This window comes from Paenarthrobacter sp. CM16, assembly GCF_013179505.1.
Lineage (GTDB): Bacteria > Actinomycetota > Actinomycetes > Actinomycetales > Micrococcaceae > Arthrobacter.
Genome location: NZ_JABMCX010000036.1, coordinates 1 through 23,853, shown reverse-complemented (window position 1 = coordinate 23,853; position 23,853 = coordinate 1). Strand labels below are relative to the sequence as shown.

Here is a 23,853-nt window from a genome sequence, read left to right as displayed (position 1 = left end):
CAGGACCAGGCCAGGGAGGCCAACGGGTATTGCTCGCCTACTTCTCACGGGCAGGTGAAAACTACTACTACGGAGACCGAACCAACCTGGAGATCGGCAACACCGAGGTACTCGCGGGCATGATCAGCGCCCTGATCCCGTGCCAGGTACACCGCATCGAAGCCGCTGAACCCTACCCGGACAGCTATGACGCCACCGTCGCCCGGAACGTCCGCGAACAGGACGAGGACGCACGCCCGGGGATCAGCAACCCGCTGCCCTCCATACAGCAGTACGACACGGTGATCCTGGCCAGCGGCATCTGGAACGTCAGGGCCCCAATGATCATGACCACGTTCACGGAAAGCTACGACTTCGCCGGAAAGACCGTCTACCCGGTCACCACCCATGCCATGAGCGGGCTGGGCAACACCGCACGCGACTACGAACAATCCTGCACCGGTTCAACCATCGGCCAAGGCCTTGCGGTCAAAGGCGAAGAGGTCCGGGACGCCGGAGCCGCCGTCGAATCATGGCTACAACGTTTAGGACTTCTCCCCGCCCGCTAAGCGCTCGGCAGCAACAGCCGGCGCCCGCGCACCTACAGTTACACATATTGAAAGGTTCAGCACATGAGCGATTCACACCAGACCAGGGCACAGCAACTCATCGGCGATTTCGCCCCGAAACTCGTTGATCTCACAGACGGCGTTCTCTTCGGCGACATATGGGAACGCGAAGAACTTCCACCCCGGGACCGCAGCCTCATCACGGTCGCCAGCCTGATCACCAGCGGCAGTACCGACCAGCTCCGCGGGCACCTCGCCCGCGCACGGACCAACGGACTGACCGAGACCGAACTCAAAGAGGCGATCATCCACATGGCTTTCTACGCCGGATGGCCCAAAGCAATGTCAGCCATCACCGTCGCGAAAGAAGTCTTCTCACAAGCTGAATAGCCGACGGGACTAGGGCCTCAGCTTGACGACTCGGTTATGTTCTTGGAGGTCCTTCTTGAGGGCGTAGTAGAGCTCTCTTGCGACGTAGCGTTTCAGGCTGCGGATAACGTCTCCTTTGGAATGTCCTTGCGCCCGTTTGCGGTCTCGATATGCCTGGGATTTTGGGTCGAGTTTGAGGCTACCGACAGTGATCAAATAGATGGATCTGTTGGCTTGGCGGTTGCCACCTCTATGAAGTCGCATTCTGTGGGATCTACCTGAGGAAACCGGCACTGGTGCGACGCCGCAGAGGCGGGCGAACGCGGCCTCGCTGGGGAATCTGTCGATGTTTTCTCCGGCTGTTATCAGTAGCTGGGCAGCGGTGACAGGCCCGACTTGGGGCAGTGCCATCATGGTTGGCGCGATTGCGTGCAGCAGCTTGGTCAGGTGCTTTTCGGTCTCGTTGATCTGAACGGTGAGTGCAGAGATGCGCCGGCCGAGTTCCCGCAGCGCATATTTGGCGGCTTGCTCCGGCGTCCAATCGGTCCTTCAGAATGCCTTGTGCCGTAACGAGGATGTCTCTCACCTGGACAAGTGCAGCCGTGCGGGATTTGATGGCGGAGTCCCGCACAAGATACACGTGACGGATGGCTTCAACGGTGCCGGTTGTGTCTTTGGCTGGTGAAGAGCATTGACCGGAGAGCACTTTGCGGGCTGCTTCTTCTGCGTCTATAGCGTCGTTTTTCCGTGAGCGGCTACGGGTCAATGAGTGTCCCCTGTTGACCTCGATGACATCTACCCCTGCGGCCAGCAGATGCCTTGTTAGGCCGGCCCCATAGGAGCCGGTGCATTCGATGCCGAAGGCGCTGATGATCCCAAAGCCCGAGGACCAGTCCAACAGGTCTTGGTATCCGGCGAGGTTGGCGGGAAAACGGCGGTCATCCAGTAGATGCCCCATGGAGTCCAGAGCTGCCGCGTGGTGAAACATCGAGTGCGTGTCTACCCCGATGGTGACTGCCCTGACGGGCAGCGTCGTTGTGAGAGTCATGTGCGCTCATTCCTATCGACGGATTTTGAGGCGAGCACGATTGACCGGGCCGGGCGGACAAAGCACTGAAGAGCTAAGCTGCACGTTCCTATCAAGTCACAACTCCGTCCGGCCCGATCGCCCTAGGTGAGTGACAGGGAAGCCGAACCGACAGATCTCCGCGTAGACAGTTCGTGCACGAGGTGCCGATCGTCACGAAGCGGGCAAGTCAGGAACTGCTTTCCTGCCACCGTCTCATTTTCAACAGTCGTCTAACTGTTGAGGCTGCGACTCGCGCAGATGCTTCAAACCCAGTGGGCAGGGAGCCGGACCGACAGATCTCCCCCAGTACAGAACCGGCGCAATGTCGGATCGTCAGCCAGCGGATAAGTCAGGAACAACCTCCCTGCCATGTCCAATTCTCCTCAGTGTGCCAGCGGATGGTCGCTGCGTTTGAAGCTGTGCCAGCTCGTGGTGGCGGCGGTCAAGGGCATGCCGCAGTGGGTGCACGCATCAGCCGACATTGTTGCTTACCGCAGTCCGTGTGGATGACCTTCATGTGGGATACGTCGTTGGGTGCATCCATGTTCTTCTCAGCCCAGAGCTTCCGGCGCCGCAACCAAGTAGTGACCGATTCGAAAGACGAGTAGCCCCATCAGGCTCAGATCGGCCCGGGAGTTCCTACAATCGATAGTGTCTGGGGATTTCTGAATAACTGTTCCGGCGTCCAGGCCGGTTCCAATTGCACTTGGGGTTCCCATGAATCGGCAGGACAACCCACAACCACAAAACATGCCATCCGCGATCGATTCCTTTCGCAAGAAGGTGCCGTACCCGCACCTCAAGACCCTGCTGCTGACCGTCGCCATCATGTCCGCGGTGGCCGCAACGCCGCCGTTGGCCGGCAATGCAACATCGTGGAGCCCGGCGCCGCCTTCCGGATTGGCACTTGGCCCGCACGCCGTGACGTTCCAGCGCCAGGTGGCTCCCGCCGTCGCGGGTCCAATGGCGGGGCAACTTCCCGACGGCGGTGGATCCATTGCCCGCCTGCCCGGCAGCCGGGGCGAATGGACCATTAAGGTTGCTGGCTCGGGCGGCCAGGAGATGGTGGATGCCTGCATCGGCCCGGTCCATTACACCCCCACTGATGACTTTTCACTCTTCATCACCGAGCACGATTACTGTGGCGGGTGGGCACGTTTTTCGGGCATCGAGGTGGGCCAAACGGTCACACTCCCCGGCTATGGGACCTATACCGTGGATGCCCGCGGCCAGGTCCCCTTGGGCGGCACCACCAGCCATGTCTCGGCGGCTTTCGACGGCTTCCCCAAGGCCGTCCTGCAAACGTGCATTCCCGGCACCAATCAAATGCTGGTGATTGCCCTCAATTAGGGACGCCGGACTCCCTGCTTGCGAATCCCGGGGTGTGATCTGCGCGACACACCCCGCCGGTTTCCCCCGCTTTCATCCCAGGTTCATCCGCCCTGATTAGGCTGGCCCGGTCAACTCTGACCACGAAAGGCACCCCTGAATGTCCTCGAACAACCCTGAAATGGTTAATCGTTCAACCGATTCGTCCGGGCTCTCCCGCCGCGGCTTCCTTGGCACCGCGGCTGCAGCGACGGCGCTTGCAGCCGCAGGATCGCTGCTGCCGCCCTCGGTGCAGGCAGCCATGGCCAAACCGGTCCCGCCGGGAAGCCTGCAGTCCATCAAGCACGTCATTGTGCTCATGCAGGAGAACCGCTCTTTCGATCACTACTTTGGATCACTGCGCGGGGTTCGCGGTTATGGGGACAAAGCCGTTACCCGCCTGCGGACCGGTAAGTCCATGTTCGAGCAGCCGCGCGCCACCGGCGGGGACGTGCTCCCGTTCTCCCTGCGCAAAGCGGCCGAACTCGCCGGCAGGCCCGGTTCCGATATCCAGTACCTGGGCGATCTGGACCACTCCTTCAACGGCACCACCACGGCGTGGAACAACGGCTGGTGCGATCAGTGGATTCCCGCCAAGAGCGCGTCCACCATGACGTTCTACGAACGCCAGGACATCCCGCTGCAATACGAACTCGCGGACACCTTCACTATCTGCGACGCCTACCATTGCTCCGTGAACGGCTCCACCAACCCCAACCGGAACTACCTCTGGAGCGGAACCACGGGCAGCGAACCGGCCAGCACCAAGCGTGCCGTCACCAACGCAGCCTACGGTTATGACCACGGCGGTTACGACTGGACCACCTACCCCGAACGCCTCGAACAGCACGGTGTCTCGTGGAAGATCTATCAGGACTGGGATAACTTCACGGACAACGCCGTGGAATATTTCCAGACGTTCAAGGCGATCGGCCGCAAGATGCTCGCCAAGGTGGATGGAAACCTTCGCACCACCGAGGAGTTCTACGACACCCTTCACGGAAAAGCGCCGGCCGAACAGGACCGGCTCCTCGCACAATTGGAGCAGGGCAGGGCCGCCCTCACCGATGCCGAACGGGCACTGTTCGACAAAGCCATGTGGCGTGGCCGTCCAGACACCCTCCTGGAACGCCTCGGCGCAGACATCACCGGTGGAACCTTGCCGCAGGTCAGCTGGCTGGTGCCCTCCGCAGCCGATTCCGAGCACCCGGGCGCTTCAACACCCGTTGGCAGCGCAAACTTTGTCTATCGCCTGCTGGACACGGTGGCCAGCAACCCGGAAACCTGGGACAGCACCGCAATTTTCCTGAACTTCGACGAGAACGATGGCTACTTTGACCACGTCCCGCCGCCCGTCCAGCCGCGTCCCGCGGCAGGCGAATCCACGGACTGGACCACCGCCAGGCCCATCGGACTGGGACCGCGCGTACCCATGACGGTGGTTTCACCGTGGACCGTGGGCGGCTACGTCAGTTCGGAAGTCTTCGACCACACCTCCGTGCTGCGCTTCCTGGAACGCTGGACCGGCGTTGAAGAACCGAACATCTCGCCTTGGCGCCGCGAAGTCTGCGGTGACCTGACAGGCGTCTTCAACTTCACGTCCCCGGGCACTCCTCCGGTCCTTGACCACCCGGGAGCTGTGCCGGCCAAGATCAGTCGCTGGCGCCCCAATCCCCCGGCCGTGCAGGTGGCCCCGCTCCAGGAAGCCGGCAGCCGGCCCGCCCGCCCGCTCCCCTACCGTCCTCAAGTCTCGGGAAACGTTCAGTCCGGCACCCTGGGCCTGACGCTGGCCAACAAGGGATCCCGGTCCACCCACTTCACCGTGTACGGCTACGCCGGCGAGGTCTCCGAACCCCTGCACGTGGACGTTTTGGGAAGCCGGAAGGTGGAACTTCCGGTCGCCTCAGGTGCGTTCGACGTCGTCGTCACCGGCCCCAACCGGTACCAATACGAACTGAAAGGCACGACGACGGGCGCGGCGTCAGGCGTGGATGTCACCGTGACCGGTCGCCGAGGCACCAAAGCCGTGGAACTGGAGTTGAGCAACAACGGCAGGGCAACGGTCACCGTGAAACTGGAGTCCCTGCAGTACGCGCAAATCAGCCAAACCGTGAAGCTGAAGCCCGGGCACACCAGGAAAATCGGCTGCGACACTTTGGAGGGCTGGTACGACCTCCAGCTCACCTCTGCCGATGATGGGTCGTTCAGGAGGCGCCTGACAGGTCGGGAGGAAGACGGCCGCGAAGGCATCTCCGGCTAGCCGCTCCAACGAGTCCCGCCCTTGTTCGCATCCCCCACCGTACATCGGTGGAAGTTGCGCACAAGGGCGGGGTTCGTTGCTAGCTGACGTGTTTTCGGGTCCGGGCGGGATGGTAGGCCAGTGCCCAATAGACCAGCATGGCTATTGCGCACACCACGCCCAGGCTGGAGATCATCAGTTGCCATTGGGTCTGCGGGTCCTTGCCCCACTCGGCAGCCCCGGCCCATACTGCGAGGTTCTTGGGGGTCATGAAGAAAGCCACGGTGGAACAAACCGCGATCACCCATCCGGCAGTTCGCATCCGCCCGGATCGTGAAGGAACCCTATGAATGGCGAACGCCATGCTGGGCAAGGCAACAGCAACCCACACCCAGTGGTGGGACCAGGACACAGGGCTGATCAGGAGCATCAGCAGGGCGGTGGCAGAGACTGCGACGAAGTTCTCGTCCGCGTCAACAGCCCACTTGATGATCAGTCCCGCAAGGACCACCAGCCCCAGGGACAGAACCATCCACACCACGTTGGTGAGGGAAGAGTCCGGCATCCCGAAGTGCAGCAACAGTCCCTTGACTGAGAGGTTGTCAACGTACGCCGGACCACCGATACGGCCGGTGTCGGGGAGGATTTTGGTCCAGAAGTTCAGGGAAGCCTGAGGCAGGACTGCCCAGGCAAAGGCAATGGAGCCAAAGAAGCCCGCAGCCATCCAACCCAGCGCCTTGAAGTCCCGGCGCACCAGGAAATACAAGCCAAAAGCCAGGGGCGTCAGCTTCACCCCGGCGGCGAGGCCAATGAGGAGGCCGGCAGGCCAACGGATTTGGCCTGCTCGGACTTTGCCGTACAGGGCGAAATCAACCAGGATCACGCCCATGAGGATGATGTTGATTTGCCCGAAGACGAAGGTGTCCCGCCATGGTCCCAGCAGCAGGATGGCACCCGCCCCCACCAACGCCGTGGTGCGGAAGCGGTAGTCGGCAAAGGCCGCACGCCAGGTCTTCAGGCCGAAATAGTGCCGTGCCAGCCATGCGGCCACGACGCCGGCACCCACCAAGGCGGCGAGGATGAACACCAGGCTGCCCGCAAAAAAGCCCATGCCCGCCAGAGCCGTGAAGAGCAGGGCGGCGAACGGCGGATACGTGAACGGCAGTCCCTCCCTGAAGGCGTACAAGTCGCCGCCTTCCAAGACCTTGCCGCCGCCGTAGAAGTAGACCTCAAAGTCATTCAGCGCCGGCTCGTAGTCCGTGTAGAGGAACCACACCGCGACCACCAGTGTCAGCGCGCCCGCCACGGTGAGGATCCAGCCCCGCTGCGCGGTGGAAGCCACCGTTTGTGAAGGAGAAGCCACAGTGTCAGCCGTTGCTGATCTTGGCAAAGGCCTGCTCAAGGTCGGCGATCAGGTCCTCGGCTTCCTCGATCCCGCAGGACAGGCGCAGGAGATTGACGGGAACGGCCAGTTCGGTGCCCTTGACTGAGGCGTGGGTCATCTCCGAGGGGTAGTTCATCAGGGACTCGATGCCGCCCAGGGATTCGGCGAGGGTGAACACCGAGGTTGACTCGGCAACCGTGCGTGCTGCTGCCTCACCGCCCTTGAACTGCACAGAGACCATGCCGCCGAACTTCTTCATCTGCTTCGCGGCGAGCTCATGGCCGGGGTGGTCCGGCAGGCCCGGGTACAGTACCGCTTCCACCTCGGGACGCTGCAACAGCCATTCGGCTACGGCCTGGCCGTTCTCGCTGTGGCGGTCCATGCGGACGCCCAGGGTCTTGAGCCCGCGGGTGGTGAGGAAGGCATCCATGGGACCGGAAACTGCACCAACAGCGAACTGGATGAAGCCGATCTTCTCCGCGAGTTCGGCATCCTTGACCACAATGGCACCGCCCACAACATCGGAGTGGCCGCCGATGTACTTGGTGGTGGAGTGGACCACAACATCGGCGCCCAAGGCCAGCGGGGTCTGCAAGTAGGGAGACGCGAAGGTGTTATCCACCACCAGGAGGGCACCGGCGTCGTGCGCTACAGCGGCGAGCGCCTCGATGTCGGTGATCTTCATCATCGGGTTGGACGGCGTTTCCACCCACACCATGCGGGTGTTGTTGGCAGCAACAGCGGCCGCAACAGCGTCGAGGTCCGACATATCCACGGGGGTGTTGCCGATGCCCCAGTCACCCAGGACACGGTTGATCAAGCGGTAGGTGCCACCGTAGGCGTCGTTGCCCAGGACAATGTGGTCACCGGGGCGGGCCACGGCGCGGATCAACGAGTCCTCCGCGGCAAGGCCGGAGCCGAACGAGAACGCCGCGGTGCCACCTTCGAGGGCGGCAAGCTGCTCCTGCAACGCATCGCGCGTGGGATTGCCGCCACGGCCGTACTCGTACCCTGAACGCAGGTTGCCGATGCCGTCCTGGGCGTAGGTTGAACTGAAGTGCAGCGGTGGCACCACGGCACCGGTCCGGGGTTCAAAGGCCTGTCCGGCGTGGACGGCGCGAGTGTTGAAGCCGGCGTTGTTGGTGGCAGACATGAAAGCTCCTCTTGGTTCGTGGGGCGGATGGATCAGGGCGCAGGCCGGGACCGGACGCCGGCGCTCTGTTGGGGCCTAGTTGCTGAGGTAGGCCAGGAGGTCATGGCGCGTCAGGATGCCCACCGGGGCACCGGCAAACGTCACCATGACGGTATCGACGTCGGACAGCAGCTCGCGCGCGGCCGAAATGGTCTCCAGGGAGCCGATCACCGGCAGGCGTTCACCCATGTGTTCGGAGATCTTGTCCATCAGCTTCGCTTCGCCGCGGAACAGCTTGCTGGTGAGGCTGCGTTCATCCACGGCCCCCATGACCTCACCCATGACTACCGGCGGTTCCTGGGAGAGGACCGGGATGTGGGAGACGCCGAACTCGTTCATGATGTTGATGACGTCACGGACGGACTCGTTGGGGTGGATGTGGACCAGGTCCGGCATCTCGCCCGTCTTGGATTTGAGGACTTCGCCTACTGAGGACTCTTCGCCGCCGGAGAGGAAGCCGTAGGAGCGCATCCACTGGTCGTTGAAGATCTTGGCCAGGTAGCCGCGGCCGGAGTCCGGGAGGATCACCACCACCACTGCGGACTCGTCCAGGTCCTTGGCGGCTTGCAGTGCGGCCACCACGGCCATCCCGGAGGAACCGCCAACCAGGAGACCCTCTTCCCGGGCCAGTCGACGGGTCATGGAGAAGGAGTCGGCATCGGAAACTGCGATGACCTGGTCCGCAACAGAGGGATCGTAGTTGGCGGGCCACATGTCCTCGCCTACGCCTTCAACAAAGTATGGCCGGCCGGTTCCGCCGGAGTAGACCGAACCTTCCGGGTCTGCGCCGATGATCTTGACCTGGCCGCCGTCGGACTCTGCACGGTCAGCGGAGACTTCCTTGAGGTAGCGGCCGGTGCCGGTGATGGTGCCGCCGGTTCCGGCGCCGATGACCACATGGGTGACCCGGCCGTCCGTGTCCTGCCAGATTTCGGGACCCGTGGACTCGTAGTGGCTGCCGGGGGCAGCGGGGTTGGAGAACTGGTCCGGCTTGAAGGCGCCCGGGATTTCGCTGACCAGGCGGTCCGAAACGCCGTAGTAGCTTTGCGGGCTGTCCGGAGCCACAGCAGTGGGCGTGACCACTACCTCGGCACCGTACGCCTGAAGGACGGCGCGCTTGTCCTCACCCACCTTGTCCGGCACCACGAAGATGCATTTGTAGCCCGTTTGCTGGGCTACCAGCGCCAAACCCACTCCGGTGTTGCCTGACGTCGGTTCAACGATGGTTCCGCCCGGCTGGAGCCGGCCGTCCTTTTCCGCATCCTCGATCATCTTCACGGCGATCCGGTCCTTGATGGATCCACCGGGATTGAGGTATTCAAGTTTCACCAGGACGGTGGCTTTGAGGCCCTCCGTGACGTGGTTGAGCTTGACGAGCGGCGTATTGCCGATGAGGTCCAACACGGACTGGGCGTACTTCATAGGTACAAAGTTACCGCCTGCCCGGTGTACGGCCTGCTTCGGCCCCGCGGCTAGGTTCCGGCGGAGGTGTCGGTCTGCCACACGCCAAGGACGTTGCCCTCTGTGTCCTTGAAGTAGGCGTACCAGCCCATGGCGGGGACGGCGTCCTTGGCCTGGACCACGCTGCCGCCGGCTGATTCCACCTGTGCCAATGCAGCATCGACGTCTTCAACGTCAATGGTCAGGATGGGAGTCTTCAGCGTCTCAGTCCGTGGAAACAGTGCGCCATTGATGGCTCCCGGTTCATTGGGGGTGCCCGTCTCTTCGTTGGTGGGCGCCGTGATCGCCGCCGTGTACTCCATGCCCTCCATGGGCATCAGGGTCCAGCCGAAGGCACTCTGGTAAAAAGTGTTGGCCCGCTCATTGTTGTCCGCGGGGATCTCGAAATGCACCACTCCACTCATGGTTCGCGCTCCTTGATTTTGGAAGTTGTTCCTTCGATATGGCGCGGCCCACCCGCGCCACATCAGGGAGTCTAGCGGTGGGCCGTTGCCACCGTAAGGGCTGCGGCGGATGCAGATTGTCAGCCCGGCGTGGGACCATGAAAACATGACCATTGCAGACGCCCCGGCCGTTGTTGCGGCCTCGGCTGATGCGGCCATCCGGTGGCATCCGGGCGCTGCCTTCCGCTTGGACCAGACCATGTTTCCGCTCATGCGGGGCAACGCGGACCCTTCCTTTGCGGTGAACTCCAGCGGTTTCTGGATGGCCTACACCGCCCGCTCGGGGCCGGCCACGGTGAGGCTATCGGCGGGCGGGGTGGGAGTGGAGTCCTTTGTAGACGCCCAAGCCTGGGGACCCGGAGCCGGCGACGCCATCGCGGGAGTACCGCGGTTGCTCGGCGCCGATGACGATTGGTCCGCCTTCGACGACCCCGCCTTCCATGCCACTCTGCCGCGCCTCGTGACAGAAGCACGACGCCGGAACCTGGCCCTGCGGCTGCCTTCCACCGGCCGCGTGGTTGACTCCCTGGTGCCCACCATTTTGGAGCAAAAGGTCACCACCTTGGAGGCACGGCGAGGGTACCGGTATTTGCTGCATCGCTACGGAACAGCCGCCCCCGGCAAGGCCCCCGCAGGGCTCCTTGTACCACCCACCGCCAGGCAGTGGCTGGCCGTTCCTTCGTGGGAGTGGCATAAGGCCGGGGTTGGACCACAGCGATCGGCCACCGTGATGCGGGCGCTGCAGTCCGCCGTCGCGCTTGAACGCCTTGCCGGGCTGGGCCCTGCCCGGGCGAGCGCCGGGATGCAGACCATTCCCGGGATCGGCATCTGGACGGCGTCCGAGGTAGTCCAACGGACGCACGGGTGCCCTGACTCGATTTCCGTGGGTGACTACCACCTGGCCTCGTACGTGGGCTATGCCCTGACGGGTCGAAAGACTGACGACGCCGGCATGGTGGAGCTGCTGGAGCCTTGGCGCGGGCAGAGGCAACGTTTGGTCCGCATGCTGTATGCCAGCGGCTTCCGCAAGCCCACGTTTGGGCCACGGATGACCGTTCAGGATCACCGCGGTCACTGAGTTTTCATTGCGGACGGGAGCTGTCCGCAGGGCCGTGGACGGCCACCCTCCACGGGTATAGCGTGGCGCCTAGGAGCCATCCCCTGCCAGCCCTGGAGTGACCGTGATCCACACCAACAAGCTCACCAAGACCTTCACCGTGAAGAAGGAAACCGTCGAGGCCGTCAAGGGTGTGGACCTGGACGTAGCACCCGGGGAACTGGTTGCCTTCCTGGGTCCGAACGGCGCAGGCAAGTCCACAACCCTGCGGATGCTCACCACTTTGTTGAAGCCCACCTCCGGCTCGGCCACCGTAGCGGGTGTTGATGTCGGCAAGGACCCTGCAGGAGTGCGGGCCCGGATCGGCTACATCGGCCAAGGCAATGGCGGCGGCCACAGCTACCGGGTGGTCGACGAACTCATCATGCAGGGCCGCTTCCACGGACTGAACACCACAGATGCCAAGGCACGCGCCGAAACCCTGATGGCATCCCTGGACCTGGCCGACCTCGCCAAGCGCACGGTGATCAAGCTTTCCGGCGGTCAACGACGACGCATGGACGTGGCGCTGGGGCTGATGCACTCCCCCGGGCTGCTGTTCCTCGATGAACCGTCCACCGGGATGGACCCCCAGAACCGCGCCAATCTTTGGGAGCACATCATGCGGATGCGTGAGGAACACGGGACAACCATAGTGCTGACCACGCATTACATGGACGAGGCCGATTCGATGTCCGAGCGCGTGATCGTGATCGACCACGGCACCATCATTGCGGACGATACCGCCAGCAAACTCAAGGCGAACCTGGCCGGTGACCTGATGGCAGTGGAAGTTGCTGCCGGTTCGGCCTCGGAAGTCCGTGGCCTGTTGGGCCGGGCCGCCGCCGAGGGCGACATCCAGGAAAATGCGTACGACGGCGTGGTCCGCTTCCAGCTTCGGCTGGCCCAGGGGTCGCGGCTGGCGCCCGGGTTGTTGAAGGACATGCACGACGCCGGGGCTCCCGCCCAGTCGCTGGAGTTGAAGCCGCCCACGCTGGACGACGTTTTTCTGGAATTGACCGGCCGCAGCCTGCGCGAAGGAGCTGACGTCTGATGATTGAGCAAGCTGTCGCCCCGGGAGTTGCCTTCCAAAGGCGTGGACCGCGCAGCGTCCTGACTGACACGTGGTTCGTGTTCTGGCGGGAAATGCTGCTGCCGTTGCGGGATCCGTTCTCACTGATTTTCTCCCTCATCCAGCCACTGGTTTTCCTGGGCCTCTTCGGTCCGCTCCTGGGTGCGGCCGTGGGCGCCCCGGCGTTCGGCGGCCAGTCCACCCTCCAGTGGTTCCTGCCCGGTGTGGTGGTCATGATCGCCCTCTTTGGCACGTCCATGACCGGTTCCAACCTGCAGTACGAGCTCATGACGGGCTCCTACGAACGGATCCTTGCCACACCGTTGTCGCGGTCCTCGCTCATGATCGGCCGGGCACTGAAGGAGTGGGCTCCCTTGGTGGTACAGGGCCTGCTGATCTCGATCGTGTGTATTCCGTTCGGTTTCGTTTTCCATCCCTTGCATGTGCTGTTGGGCCTGGTCATCCTGGGCATCTTCGGAATCGGCCTGGGTGCACTGTCCTATGCCCTTGCCTTGGTTTCCCAGAACAAGGAATGGATCTTCTGGGGTGTCCAGCAGACCTTGCTTTTCCCGCTCATGATCCTGTCCGGGATCATGCTGCCCATCGAAGCGGGCCCCGGGTGGATGAAGGTGGCCAGCCTGTTCAATCCGCTGACCTACCTCGTCAATGCCGAACGCGAACTCTTCTCCGGAAACATTGGCATGGACACCCTCGGGGGTCTCGTGGCCGCTGTGGTGACTGCCGTCGTCGGCCTTGCAGTGGGAATCCGGACCATCAGCCGGAACACCAACTAACTACCTGTTTTTCACGGGGAGGTGTAGCCGGGACACCGCTTCCTGGCGCATGTCCACTTTCCGCACCTTGCCCGAAACCGTCATGGGGAAACTCTCCCGCACCTCCACGTAGCGGGGAATCTTGTAGTGGGCCAACTTCCCGCGACAGTACTCGGCCAGGTCCCCTGCGGTCAGGTCGGCAGCACCGGGCTTGAGGATGATGCAGGCCATCAGTTCTTCGCCATACTTCTGATCCGGAACGCCGATCACCTGCACGTCCTGGATGGAGGGGTGAAGGTAGAGGAATTCCTCGATCTCCCGCGGGTAGATGTTCTCCCCTCCGCGGATCACCATGTCCTTGATCCTGCCCTCGATCACCACGCACCCGTCGTCATCCATGCGGGCAAGGTCACCGGTGTGCATCCAGCCCTGGGCGTCGATCGCTTCCGTGGTCTTATCCGGCTGGCCCCAGTAGCCCTGCATCACCGCGTAGCCCCGGGTGCAGAGCTCGCCGATCGTGCCGCGCTCCACCACTTCACCGGACCCCGGGTCAACAATGCGGCTTTCCAAGTGCGGCATGGTCCGGCCCACTGTGCTGGTCCTTTGTTCCAACGTGTCCCCGGCACCGGTCATGGTGGAGACGGGCGAGGTCTCGGTCATGCCGTAGCAAATGGCCACATCCACCATGTGCATCTCATCGATCACCCGGCGCATCACTTCAATGGGACACAAGGATCCCGCCATCACTCCGGTCCGCAGCGTGGAGAGGTCATAGGAGGCAAAATCCGGAAGTGCGAGCTCGGCAATGAACATGGTGGGCACGCCATATAGTGATGTCCCGCCGAAGTCCTGCACTGCTTCCAACGCCGCCGAAGGACTGAATCCGCGGCCGGGAATGATGGTGGCAGCGCCGAAACTGAGGGCATTCAGGTTTCCGATCACCATGCCGAAGCAGTGATAGAAAGGCACGGGAATCACCACCCGGTCCTGCTCCGTATAGTTCAGGAGCCGGCCGATCGAGTGCGCGTTGTTGAGGATATTGTGGTGCGTCAACGTGGCCCCCTTGGGAAAGCCCGTAGTGCCCGAGGTGTACTGCAGGTTGATGGGATCGTGCGGGTCCAGTTCCGCCATCCGGTCCCGAAGTGCCGAAAGCCCGACGCCGTCTGCCCGGGTGAGGAGTTCGGCGCAGGTGAGCTCGTGGCCGGCTTGAGGCTCTCCGCCGACGAGGTCCAACTCCGCGTTACCCGGGAGAAAGACAATCTCCCGGAGGTCCGGACAGTTACCGGCCGCCTCCCTTGTCATGGCCACGTAATCGCTGTTCTTGTCCGATGGCGCAGCCACCAGCATCCGCATGCCGTTCTGTTTGACCACGAAATCCAGCTCGTGGCTCCGGTAGGCCGGGTTCACGTTGACCAGCACTGCACCAATTTTGGCTGTGGCGTACTGAAGAATGGTCCACTCAGCGCAGTTGGGGCTCCAAATACCGATCCGCTCGCCCTTGGCTACACCTGTGGCGAGCAGCGCGCGGGCGAGGCGATCGACGTCGTCGTTCAGCTTTTGGTAGCTCCACCGGCGGGCATCACCGCCCGGAACGGCAGCGGCCTCAATCAGCGCGTCCCGCAAGGGAAACCTGGCCGCTATGCGCTCAAAGTGGGCACCAATGGTCTCTTCGAGCAGCGGGACGTCAGTGTCTCCGGCAGTGTAGGACAACATGACGGAACGCTACCGAGTGAGGGCGCGCAACAGAACCGTAACCGCCTCCAACCGCGCCGTGTCCTGCCGGTAATGTGGGAGCCATGAGTGAACCCATCGACCTGCAGGCCACGTTCATCCCCAATGAAGGCGAGTTCTTCCGTGTGAAGCTCGCTTTGGAAATCGCGATCGACGAGGTCGTCAATGAACCCGGCTGCATCCGTTACGAACTGACCGAGGCTACCGAAGAGAAGCTCGTCCTCACAGAGCGCTGGGAATCCGAGGAGCTTCTGGAGAAGCATTCCAAGGGCATCGCCGTTCAGGACCTGAACGAGTCCCTCAGTGCGCTCCTGGCAGAGCCGGTCAAGCTCGAACGGCTCTGATCGCGCAATACTGCGAGAACGCCTTAAAGCATCGAGGTCGCCGGAATTTTTCGGCGACCTCGATGCATTTCCGGCGAGTTCGGTGTGGAACCGCCGCTTGGTCTTAGTTTTCCTGGGCCTCGGCACGCGCCTTGGCAACATGGGCGTGGACCTCGTCCATGTCCAAGCCCTTCACGGCTTCAATGACCTGCTCAAGCTGCTGGCCGTTGAGCGCACCCGGCTGCGAGAAGACCAGGACCTTTTCGCGGAAAGCCATGAGCGTGGGGATGGACGTGATCCCGGCTTCGGCGGCCAGTTGCTGCTCGGCTTCGGTGTCCACCTTCGCGAAGACGACGTCGGTGTGCTTGTCCGAAGCTGCCCCATAGGTGGGCGCAAACTGGCGGCACGGGCCGCACCAGGCAGCCCAGAAATCCACCAGGACGATGTCGTTGTCCTCGATGGTCGATGCGAACTGTTCTCCAGTGATGTCAACTGTAGCCATGGTTCCACGGTACGCGACCCTGCCCGCTAAGTCCCGTGGAGGGACGCCCTGTTCGCTTCCCGCGTTACCGGGAATAAAGCAGCCAAACCCCTACTTTGCCAACACGTACTTCAGCGCGGACGCGTAGAGCGGGGCCACTTTGTTGTGGCCGGTCTGGTTCATGTGGGTGCCGTCCAGGTAATCGGCGGCCGCCCCTGCGATGGTTGCCGTACCGGCCAGTGAGATCCGGGGCCACCCGCGAAGCGCGGCCTCCCGGGTCACCAGGCCATCCACCCACCGGCGCTGGGCGTGGCTGGAATCGTACCGTGACAAAACGCCATTGATCAGGATGGTGCTGCGGGGATATTTGCGTCGAAGTTCATCCCACAGCCGGTTGGCTTGGGACAGGATGGCTGCATCCGTGGCGCCGATCCTGGCGTCGTTGCCGCCCAGGGTCACCACCACCAGCCCGGGGTTTCCCTGCGGGAGGAGGATCCGGTCCTGCGCCAGCGCATCAGTGGCAGAACCGCCCCCGACGGCGGGACTTCCGGAAACGTAGCCCAGCCCGCCAATGCTTCGGACTACTTGCCGGGGGTAACCGGCCCCGCGGGCACCTTGCTCGCCCCAGGAATCCAGGTCCAGTTGGGAGTCCCCCAGGAAAACCACGGTGGACGCATCCACGGGCTCGGCCGAGTAGAGCTCCTCCGTGGCACCGTTCCATATGGTCTCCAGCTTCTGGAACGCTACGTGCGTACCCCTGCTGTCGCTCCAGGTATCCCGGACGGGCCAGCCGAACTCGCCCGGGTTTGCGGACCACACCTTGTAGGTGGGGTGCCCAACAATCTTTGCTCCGGTGGCCGGTCCCCACACCAGCCAGCCATTGACGAACTGTTGAACGAGTCCTCCCGCCCGGGGAAGTTTGTCCGTGAGCGGGAGGCCCAATTGTCCGGCCGCTCCACCCAAGGCGTTGTAGCGGTTGTGGACGTCACCGTGCGTGGTGGAGTGCGCCCCTGTAGCGGCTGACCAATAGACGGTGCCGCCCTGGAAGAGCTGGTAGACAAAGGCGTTTTGCCGGACTTCCTCACCCACCGGATACCCCAGGGCCCCGTTTTGGCCTCCAGTGGAGGACCAGTAGCTGCGGATGGCACCGGTCACTGCCTTGGCCCCGGTGGCCGGTGACCACATGATGGTTCCGCGCTGGTACTGCTGTGACGAACCGCCATTTTTCAAACCCAGGGCTTCGTCCGTGGAGGGGTAGCCCAGCTCACCCTCTTCCATTCCGGATTGACGCCAGCGTTCGCGGATGGCGCCCATGGAGGGGTGTGCCCCGGTGGCCGGGGACCACACCACAAAGCCGCGTTCAAAAGCCTGCCAGGCACCGCCGTCGCGCAGTCCCGTACTTTCCCCTGTAACCGGGTACCCGAGGTAACCGGCTTCGAGACCGGCACGGCTCCATGCCAGATGGATCGAACCGCTGGTCCGCTGGGCACCGGTTCCCGGCGAATACGTGATGGCGCCGCGTTCATAGCTCTGCTTGGAGCCGCCGTTGCGCAGCCCGCTGGTGGTATCGGTTTTGGGATAGCCATGGAAACCCGAAGGCCCGCCCGCAGCCCACCAGGACGTACGCACCGGCCCATTGACCACCACCCGGGCGCCCGTGCGGGCAGACCAGGCGATGTCGCCCCCGGCAAACCGCTGCACGCAGCCGCTGGTGCTCCCGCTGCCGGAACATTCCTCGGCACTGGTGGGGCGCAGCAGTACGCTCCGTGCCCACGCGCTGGTGTTGTACAGGTTGCCGATCGCACCGGTGAGGGGCGGCGTCGAGGTTATTGCGGGGACGGCCAGCTGGGCGGCGGCATGCGCGGGAAGTGCCGCACCCAGCGTGCCGGGAACCAGCAGCGCCATCGCTGCAGTGCGCAGAAACCAACGACGCACCGGCCCCACTGCCGTCTTAGAAAAGCCCACTTGCCAAACCCCCACCTGCTGCCCCATCAATAACACTGAGGCAAGTATCTGCGACGTCGGCACACTCAACACCGGCGACCCAGCCAATGGTGTCACATCGTTATGACCAAGCCACTTGATTGGCATTGAACAGGTGTTTAGTGTTTGAAACATGCGTTCAAGCGCAGAGGATCTCACCACCCGGGCCCGCATCCGCGACGCCGCCATCGGACTGTTCGGCCGCGACGGATTCGCCCGCGCCACAGTCCGGGCGGTCGCCACGCTGGCCGGGGTCAGCCCTGGCCTGGTCATCCACCATTTCGGCAGCAAGGAAGGCCTTCGCGCCGCCTGCGATCAACACGTCCTCGCCCAAACAGCCAGCCAAGGCCGCGACAAGTCCGACCCCGCATCAACGCGCCAACTGATCCAGGACTACCTGGGCAACCCGGAACAGTACGCCCAGGAGATCGCCTACATCCGCCAAGCACTGGGTGACGAATCCGAGGCCGGCAATGCCTTCTTTGATGCTGTCGTGAGCCAAACGGAGGACATCATCAACGCTGGAATCGCGGCAGGAACCATCCGGAAGTTCGACGACGTCCGGTCCACCGCCGTCGTCATTGCCTCCAACAGCTTGTCCATCCTCATGCTGGGCAGGCACCTCTCAAGGACACTGGGCGAGGTCAGCCCGGAACCCCACGGAATCGGGCCTGGGTTGCTGCGTCAACTCACGCTGCCCGCCCTGGAGATCTATACCCACGGGTTCTACACCGATTCGCGGTTCCTTGACGCGGCCCGCGACGCCTTGCAGCAAGAGACCATCAACCACTGAAGGGAGCATGCCCCGTGACCCAGGCAATCGTCGTCGAGGGGTTGCGCAAGAAGTTCGGTCACCGCGAAGTCCTGCACGGACTGGATTTCGCGGTGGAAGCCGGGACGGTTTTCGGCGTCATCGGTCCCAACGGAGCCGGCAAGACCACCACCATGCGGTGCTTGCTGGACATCATCCGGCCCAGTGCGGGTTTGGTGACCGTGCTGGGGCAGAATCCCCGCCGTGCGGGCACCTCCCTCCGCCGCAGGATCGGATACCTGCCCGGTGAGCTGCATCTGGAAAACCGCACCACGGGCCGCCGCATGCTGGAGCACTTCGCTGCCATCAGCGGACCCGTGGACCCCCGCCACGTCAACGATCTCGCGGACCGCCTGAACCTGGACCTGGACCGCCAAACCCGGAAACTCTCCAAGGGCAACAAGCAGAAGTTGGGGTTGCTGCAGGCCTTCATGCATAAACCCGAGCTCTTGGTGCTGGACGAGCCCACCAGCGGCCTTGACCCCTTGGTCCAACAGGTTTTTCACGCCATGGTCCGCGAGGCAGTGGCCGCGGGCGCCACGGTGTTCCTCAGCTCGCACGTCCTCAGTGAAGTCCAACAAGCAGCTGACGCCGTGGCCATCCTCCGCGACGGCGAAATCGTCACCGTGTCCACGGTGGAGGCCCTGAGGATGGCGGCCGTCCGGCAACTGCGTTTCAACAGCACGGGAACAAACGCGCACGACGTCGGAGCGCTGCTGGCCCGGGTGCCGGGCGTCGCCAACGTCGCGGTTCGCGAGCTCCCCGCCGACGGCCACACCACAGGGACAGTGGTGGCGACAGCAACACTTTCCGGTCACGTGAAGCCCCTGGTCCAGGAGTTGGCGCGACTGAACCTGACGGACCTCGTCCTTGAAGAACCAGACCTCGAAGAGGCCGTGCTGACCTTATACACCGGAGGCGCTGACACCGAATCTGTGGTCGGCACGGGCACTGTGGGTTCGGCCGGCTCTCCACGTCGCCCGGAAGGAGCGGACCGTGCCTAAGATCCTGCCCCTCTTCGCCAAGGCGCTCACCGACTCCTGGCGCTCCACGCTGGGCTGGGCAGTGGGCCTGACGGCGGCGTGCATGCTGTACCTGCCTCTCTACCCGTCCATTGGCGGCAGCGCGCAGATGCAGGACCTGATCAACGCGCTTCCGCCTGAAATGACCAAAGCCCTCAATTACGATCAGATCGCTTCAGGGCCTGGCTACACCCAGGCCACCATGTTCGGGCTGCTTGGGTTCCTGCTGATGTCCATGGCTTCCATCGGCTGGGGTGCTGCGGCGGTAGCAGGCGACGAAGAATCAGGGCTGTTGGAATTGACGCTCGCACACAGCGTGACCCGCGCGCAGGTGGTGCTGGAACGAGCCCTCGCCATGGTGGTCCGGATCGCGTTCCTTTCCGTCCTCGTGTTCCTTGTGGTGCTGGGACTGAACGGGCCCTCGCAACTGGGGATCGACGTCGGGCATCTCACCGGAGCGGTGCTGCTGTTCGCCGCCCTTGCCCTGTTCAGCGGAACCGCGGCGCTCTTTGCTGGAGCGCTGACCGGCCGGAAGATGTACGCTGTGGCCGCGGGCGCCGCCGTCGCTGTCCTTGGCTATGTCTTCAACGCTGTGGGAAGGCAAAGTCCCGACGTGGAGTGGTTGTTGAATCTCTCGCCCTATCACTGGGCCTACGGCAACTCCCCTGTGGCCAACGGCGCCGACTGGGGAGCTGTTGCCGGGCTCTTCGGCATCTCCGCAGCCTTCATTGTGCTCGGCTCCTTGGCCCTGCGGCAGCGCGATGTGGGCGTCTAGCTCCAGACGTGCGGGGCGGGGCGGCGTGCGCCGGGGAGCGCATTGTTCTCACGCCATTCATGGATCCATTCGGGTAGCTCAAGGCCCGCAGGAGGGGCTCCGAACTCCGCAACGATTTCCTCCTGGGTGACAGGCTTGCCCTTGGCAACCAATCGCGTGGCAATGTGCGCGCGGGCATAGATCTCGCCGTCCACCACCATGCGCTGTTCAAAGTAGATGGCTTTGGTGTCCAGGCCGATGATGCGGGTCTCGATGGTGTAGCGCTGCCACAGTTGCAGGGACTTGCGGAAGGCGATGGTCTCGCCGGCAGCTACCGGACTCCATCCCTTCTTGCGCATCTTGGTCCAGATCCCGCTGCGGACCATGAGGTCGAAGCGGCCGAGGTCCATCAGGGAGAAATACATGCCGTTGTTGACGTGCATGGCGATGTCGATGTCCGTCGGCAGCACTTTCAGGGGCAGGGAGGACTCTTCCCAAACACCCAGCGGAGAGCGCTTGGCGGAGGTAAAGAGCAGCATGAGGGTGCGAAGAAGCAGATGCATGCCCACAATGTTACCCGTCAGTAACTTTACGGGAAAGGCGTTGACCGCATGGTGGACGGGGAATAGTCCATGACGTGCTTTATGTCCAACGTTTGCACTAACGTTTACCGCCGGTTCATCAAAGGCGTGCAGAATATCTGAAACTCTTCTGTTGAATGACCATCCAAGGGGGACCCTTTGAGCACACTGCAAACTACCAGGCCACAGGGCCAGGTCTGGCCCGAACTTTCACGCCACCAAAGCGTTGTCCTCCAGGATGCACGGGGCAACCGCATCGAGGGAACCATCGACGGCATGACCGAGGACCGCAGCACCCTGTGGATCCAGCTCAAGGGCGGCCTCGGCAGGCAACTGATCCACCACCTCGACGGATACTGGCTGGAGACACCCGCCGCCTGACCGGTTCCACGCGCCCTGCCGCCCTTCCCGCAGCACCCTTCAGCTGTCCCCGCAGGGGTAGATGCGCCTGCGATGGCTAGTATTCCCCTATGACACAAGCGCGATACCGGGACCTGGTGGAATGGCCCCTCATGGCCACGGCACTGATCTTTCTCACCGCCTACGGATGGCAGGTCATCGGCAAGGTGAACGGGCCCGATGCGGTGCCGTTCGAGATTGTCCTCTGGATCACCTGGGGTATCTTCGCGCTGGACTATTTCGTCAACCTCTGGCTTGCCGAAGACCGGATGCGCTGGTTCCTCTGGAACCTGCACGAGCTGTTGATCGTGGTGCTCCCCTTCTTCCGCCCCCTGCGGCTCCTGCGCCTGGTCACTTTGCTGTCCGTTCTCCAACGCACTGTGGGCGAAACGTTGCGCGGACGCGTTGCTACCTACGTGGCAGGCGCAGCGGCGATGCTCATCCTCGTCGGCGCACTGGCAGTTTTGGACGTGGAGCAGAATGACCCCGCAGCGAAGATCCTCAATTTCGGTGATGCCGCCTGGTGGGCTGTCACCACCATCACCACCGTTGGCTACGGAGACCTGTACCCGGTAACCCCCATCGGCAGGATCGTAGCTGCGGCACTGATGATGAGTGGCATCGCAGTGCTGGGTATCGTCACAGCATCGATCGCCTCTTGGCTGATTCAGCGGATCGAGGAGAACGCCGAGGACGTGGCAGCGGCCGCCGAAGTCAAAGCCGCCGCAGCCGAGGAACCCGTACGAGCCGAGATGGCCGATCTGGTCACCGAGATTGCAGCCCTGAGGATGGAGATCGCCGAACTTCGGGAAGCCACGGAAGCCCGGCAAACCGCGGAATCAGGGCGGGAGCGCGAAGCCTAGGCTCGGCGTCCCGCTGGAGCCCGTACGTTCACCACCTACTTTGGGCAGCCGGATGCCATGACACGCCCTTGGTTGCGGCGAGTCGCCGCCTAAGTGCGATCAAAGTGGGTGGTGGCGGCACACTCATCCGGCACTCTCAACTCCCGCGCTTATCCGAATCTCCGGCCGCACAACGGGTGCGCCGGCGAACAACACCGGGATCCTTGGGCCGGGAAGCCGCCGGGCGAGATCTGCCGGGCATAAAAAATCCCCGGAACCAGTGGTTCCGGGGATTTTCCTTTGGGTGGCAGATGAGGGATTCGAACCCCCGTAGGCGTTGCCAGCTGATTTACAGTCAGCCCCCTTTGGCCGCTCGGGTAATCTGCCGAACTTCAAAAGAAGATCACTTCCGGAGACCGTTTCTTTTAGATCCGGTAACCGAAGGCAGAGACAACCTTACAGAACTTTCTGCGAAGAATCTAATCGGGGGCAGATGCCAGGGATTTCGCGGTATTTCACGCTTCCCCGAGGATACGGCCCGCCAGTTTGGCTTCGAACTTCTCCGCTTGCTCGGCGGTGATCTGGTTCAGCTGAACCGCCCGGAGCAGGTCGGCGTGGACTCCGTCCATGCGGGCGGTGGCGTCAGGGACAGGGCTCAGGACGATCGAAGCGGCAACAGCGGCAGCAGCTACAGCACTCGCTGCGGCAACTGCGGCCGTGCCAAGGGAGCCCGCTGCTGCGGACGCGGATTTGCTGATGGACTGGACGGCCTTGCTGCTCATGCTGATCCTCCGGCGATGTGTTCTTCCAACTGGTACAACTCTCAACCGAGCCCCTCCGTTCCAGCAGTGCATGCGCTGTGAGCGAACTGTGAAAGAACTCCCCGGCCCCAACCCCCGGCTTCCGTACTAGGCTGGATGCCAGACCAACCCGCCCTCACAGGGCCCCCAACCTAAGGAGAGTCATGGCAGGCGAATCCACATTCGACGTCGTCAGCAAGGTAGACAAGCAAGAGGTCGCCAACGCACTGAACCAGTCCCAGAAGGAAATCGCGCAGCGATACGACTTCAAGGGCGTGGGCGCGGAGATCGATTTCAGCGGCGAGAAGATCCTCATGAAGGCCAACTCCGAGGACCGCGTCCTTGCCGTCCTGGATGTCTTCCAGTCAAAGCTGATCAAGCGCGGCATCTCGCTGAAGTCCCTGGACCAGGGCGAGCCTTTCCCCTCCGGCAAGGAATTCCGCCTTGAATGCACCATCAAGGAGGGCATCGCCCAGGACATCGCCAAGAAGATCAACAAGATCATCCGCGATGAAGCCCCCAAGTCCGTCAAGTCCCAGATCCAGGGCGACGAACTGCGCGTAACCTCCAAGTCCCGCGACGACCTCCAGGAAACCATGAACATCCTGAAGAAGTTCGAAGAGGCAGATCTGCAGTTCGTGAACTTCCGCAGCTAAGCTGCCCGCACCATCCGAAAAGCCGGGGTGCAGCCCCACCCAGGAGCCTGCGCACCGGCTTTTTGCTGCCCGAAACTACAGCGATTGTCGTAATGAGTTGGCGCATTAGCACACGATTAGTTTGCGTAATAGTCAAGTCACAGTAGTCTTCTTCCTTAGGTGAGCCTAACTACGGCTTCCCAAGCGAAAGAAAACCACATGACCGCCAACTTCCTGATCGGCCTGCGCGAAGGCCTTGAGGCATCACTGATCGTGGTGCTCCTGATGGCTTATCTGATCAAAACCGGCAGGCGGCATTTGATCTCCCGGGTATGGATGGGCGTCGGTGTTGCCATCGCCATTTCGCTTGGTTTCGGCGCCCTGCTGACCTTCGGCCCCCGCGGCCTGACATTCGAGGCGCAGGAAGCGATCGGCGGCGGCTTGTCCATTCTGGCCGTTGGACTGGTGACCTGGATG

General features: G+C 62.9%; 25 protein-coding genes, 1 tRNA gene and 1 pseudogene. 15 read left to right on the top strand and 12 right to left on the bottom strand.

Annotated elements, in window-relative coordinates:
* On the top strand, positions 1-548 hold a 548-nt coding region (locus tag HP499_RS05005), incomplete at its 5' end, for a flavodoxin (RefSeq protein ID WP_172322813.1).
* A gap of 63 nt (positions 549-611) precedes the next feature.
* Positions 612-938, top strand: coding sequence for a carboxymuconolactone decarboxylase family protein (locus tag HP499_RS05000; protein WP_172322812.1), 327 nt, complete (start codon positions 612-614; stop codon positions 936-938).
* Positions 939-947: 9 nt separating this feature from the next.
* On the opposite strand, the gene HP499_RS25045 is transcribed toward HP499_RS05000, so the two are convergent.
* Complete coding sequence (locus tag HP499_RS25045; RefSeq protein ID WP_309138338.1) at positions 948-1,283, bottom strand: transposase; 336 nt, start codon at positions 1,281-1,283, stop codon at positions 948-950.
* Complete coding sequence (locus HP499_RS04995; protein WP_253951407.1) at positions 1,192-1,875, bottom strand: IS110 family transposase; 684 nt, start codon at positions 1,873-1,875, stop codon at positions 1,192-1,194. Before HP499_RS04995 ends, HP499_RS25045 begins: the two co-directional genes overlap by 92 nt.
* Before the next feature lie 1,140 nt (positions 1,876-3,015).
* On the opposite strand from HP499_RS04995, the pseudogene HP499_RS04990 reads away from it, so the two are divergent.
* Both HP499_RS04990 and HP499_RS04985 read left to right on the top strand, forming a co-directional pair.
* Positions 3,016-3,336 (top strand): annotated as a pseudogene (locus HP499_RS04990) (peptidoglycan-binding protein); the annotation flags it as partial.
* 139 nt (positions 3,337-3,475) lie between these two features.
* Positions 3,476-5,614, top strand: a complete 2,139-nt coding sequence (locus HP499_RS04985; protein WP_172322811.1) for a phosphocholine-specific phospholipase C — start codon at positions 3,476-3,478, stop codon at positions 5,612-5,614.
* Positions 5,615-5,693: 79 nt separating this feature from the next.
* Here the strand turns inward: HP499_RS04985 and HP499_RS04980 are convergent, their stop codons facing one another.
* From HP499_RS04980 to HP499_RS04965, 4 genes are all read right to left on the bottom strand, one after another.
* On the bottom strand, positions 5,694-6,956 hold the full coding sequence (locus HP499_RS04980) for a glycosyltransferase 87 family protein (protein ID WP_172322810.1): 1,263 nt from the start codon (positions 6,954-6,956) through the stop codon (positions 5,694-5,696).
* A gap of 4 nt (positions 6,957-6,960) precedes the next feature.
* The gene (locus tag HP499_RS04975; RefSeq protein ID WP_172322809.1) at positions 6,961-8,130 is read right to left on the bottom strand and encodes a cystathionine gamma-synthase; all 1,170 of its coding nucleotides are present in this window, start codon (positions 8,128-8,130) and stop codon (positions 6,961-6,963) included.
* A 75-nt stretch (positions 8,131-8,205) separates the two neighbouring features.
* Positions 8,206-9,591, bottom strand: a complete 1,386-nt coding sequence (locus tag HP499_RS04970) for a cystathionine beta-synthase (protein ID WP_172322808.1) — start codon at positions 9,589-9,591, stop codon at positions 8,206-8,208.
* 50 nt (positions 9,592-9,641) lie between these two features.
* Positions 9,642-10,034 carry a VOC family protein gene (locus HP499_RS04965; RefSeq protein ID WP_172322807.1) on the bottom strand — a complete coding sequence of 131 codons (393 nt, stop codon included), beginning with the start codon at positions 10,032-10,034 and terminating at the stop codon, positions 9,642-9,644.
* A gap of 145 nt (positions 10,035-10,179) precedes the next feature.
* Here HP499_RS04965 and HP499_RS04960 point away from each other — a divergent pair, with 145 nt between their 5' ends.
* The 3 genes from HP499_RS04960 to HP499_RS04950 all read left to right on the top strand — a co-directional run bounded on the left by HP499_RS04960 (position 10,180) and on the right by HP499_RS04950 (position 13,035).
* Positions 10,180-11,151 (top strand): DNA-3-methyladenine glycosylase, encoded by a 972-nt coding sequence (locus HP499_RS04960; RefSeq protein ID WP_172322806.1) that lies wholly within the window; start codon positions 10,180-10,182, stop codon positions 11,149-11,151.
* A gap of 103 nt (positions 11,152-11,254) precedes the next feature.
* Positions 11,255-12,223, top strand: coding sequence for an ATP-binding cassette domain-containing protein (locus HP499_RS04955; protein ID WP_172322805.1), 969 nt, complete (start codon positions 11,255-11,257; stop codon positions 12,221-12,223).
* Positions 12,223-13,035 carry an ABC transporter permease gene (locus HP499_RS04950; RefSeq protein WP_172322804.1) on the top strand — a complete coding sequence of 271 codons (813 nt, stop codon included), beginning with the start codon at positions 12,223-12,225 and terminating at the stop codon, positions 13,033-13,035. The genes HP499_RS04955 and HP499_RS04950 overlap by 1 nt, the downstream gene beginning before the upstream one ends.
* On the opposite strand, the gene HP499_RS04945 is transcribed toward HP499_RS04950, so the two are convergent.
* Positions 13,036-14,727 carry an AMP-binding protein gene (locus HP499_RS04945; RefSeq protein ID WP_172322803.1) on the bottom strand — a complete coding sequence of 564 codons (1,692 nt, stop codon included), beginning with the start codon at positions 14,725-14,727 and terminating at the stop codon, positions 13,036-13,038.
* A gap of 83 nt (positions 14,728-14,810) precedes the next feature.
* On the opposite strand from HP499_RS04945, the gene HP499_RS04940 reads away from it, so the two are divergent.
* Positions 14,811-15,089 carry a putative quinol monooxygenase gene (locus tag HP499_RS04940; RefSeq protein WP_024817673.1) on the top strand — a complete coding sequence of 93 codons (279 nt, stop codon included), beginning with the start codon at positions 14,811-14,813 and terminating at the stop codon, positions 15,087-15,089.
* A gap of 103 nt (positions 15,090-15,192) precedes the next feature.
* On the opposite strand, the gene HP499_RS04935 is transcribed toward HP499_RS04940, so the two are convergent.
* Together HP499_RS04935 and HP499_RS04930 are read right to left on the bottom strand one after the other, a co-directional pair.
* Positions 15,193-15,570, bottom strand: a complete 378-nt coding sequence (locus HP499_RS04935; RefSeq protein ID WP_172322802.1) for a co-chaperone YbbN — start codon at positions 15,568-15,570, stop codon at positions 15,193-15,195.
* Positions 15,571-15,660: 90 nt separating this feature from the next.
* The gene (locus HP499_RS04930; RefSeq protein ID WP_172322801.1) at positions 15,661-17,454 is read right to left on the bottom strand and encodes a GDSL-type esterase/lipase family protein; all 1,794 of its coding nucleotides are present in this window, start codon (positions 17,452-17,454) and stop codon (positions 15,661-15,663) included.
* Positions 17,455-17,665: 211 nt separating this feature from the next.
* Here HP499_RS04930 and HP499_RS04925 point away from each other — a divergent pair, with 211 nt between their 5' ends.
* Genes HP499_RS04925 through HP499_RS04915 form a run of 3 tightly spaced genes read left to right on the top strand, consistent with a single transcriptional unit; the run spans position 17,666 to position 20,140 of the window.
* The gene (locus HP499_RS04925) at positions 17,666-18,325 is read left to right on the top strand and encodes a TetR family transcriptional regulator (RefSeq protein WP_172322800.1); all 660 of its coding nucleotides are present in this window, start codon (positions 17,666-17,668) and stop codon (positions 18,323-18,325) included.
* 14 nt (positions 18,326-18,339) lie between these two features.
* Positions 18,340-19,347, top strand: a complete 1,008-nt coding sequence (locus HP499_RS04920; protein WP_172322799.1) for an ABC transporter ATP-binding protein — start codon at positions 18,340-18,342, stop codon at positions 19,345-19,347.
* The gene (locus HP499_RS04915; protein ID WP_172322798.1) at positions 19,340-20,140 is read left to right on the top strand and encodes an ABC transporter permease subunit; all 801 of its coding nucleotides are present in this window, start codon (positions 19,340-19,342) and stop codon (positions 20,138-20,140) included. The genes HP499_RS04920 and HP499_RS04915 overlap by 8 nt, the downstream gene beginning before the upstream one ends.
* On the opposite strand, the gene HP499_RS04910 is transcribed toward HP499_RS04915, so the two are convergent.
* Entirely contained in the window at positions 20,137-20,682 is a 546-nt protein-coding gene (locus tag HP499_RS04910; RefSeq protein ID WP_172322797.1) for a thioesterase family protein, read from the bottom strand. The two genes, HP499_RS04915 and HP499_RS04910, sit on opposite strands and share 4 nt — an antisense overlap.
* 177 nt (positions 20,683-20,859) lie before the next feature.
* Between HP499_RS04910 and HP499_RS04905 the strand changes: the two genes are divergently transcribed.
* Both HP499_RS04905 and HP499_RS04900 read left to right on the top strand, forming a co-directional pair.
* Entirely contained in the window at positions 20,860-21,081 is a 222-nt protein-coding gene (locus HP499_RS04905; protein WP_172322796.1) for a hypothetical protein, read from the top strand.
* 89 nt (positions 21,082-21,170) lie between these two features.
* Entirely contained in the window at positions 21,171-21,962 is a 792-nt protein-coding gene (locus HP499_RS04900; protein WP_172322795.1) for a potassium channel family protein, read from the top strand.
* 284 nt (positions 21,963-22,246) lie between these two features.
* Here HP499_RS04900 and HP499_RS04895 read toward each other — a convergent pair.
* Both HP499_RS04895 and HP499_RS04890 read right to left on the bottom strand, forming a co-directional pair.
* Positions 22,247-22,328 (bottom strand) — tRNA-Tyr (locus HP499_RS04895).
* A gap of 128 nt (positions 22,329-22,456) precedes the next feature.
* Positions 22,457-22,723 carry a hypothetical protein gene (locus HP499_RS04890; RefSeq protein WP_172322794.1) on the bottom strand — a complete coding sequence of 89 codons (267 nt, stop codon included), beginning with the start codon at positions 22,721-22,723 and terminating at the stop codon, positions 22,457-22,459.
* A gap of 182 nt (positions 22,724-22,905) precedes the next feature.
* On the opposite strand from HP499_RS04890, the gene HP499_RS04885 reads away from it, so the two are divergent.
* Both HP499_RS04885 and HP499_RS04880 read left to right on the top strand, forming a co-directional pair.
* Positions 22,906-23,397 carry a YajQ family cyclic di-GMP-binding protein gene (locus HP499_RS04885; RefSeq protein WP_017200185.1) on the top strand — a complete coding sequence of 164 codons (492 nt, stop codon included), beginning with the start codon at positions 22,906-22,908 and terminating at the stop codon, positions 23,395-23,397.
* A 198-nt stretch (positions 23,398-23,595) separates the two neighbouring features.
* On the top strand, positions 23,596-23,853 hold a 258-nt coding region (locus HP499_RS04880), incomplete at its 3' end, for an FTR1 family protein (RefSeq protein ID WP_172322793.1).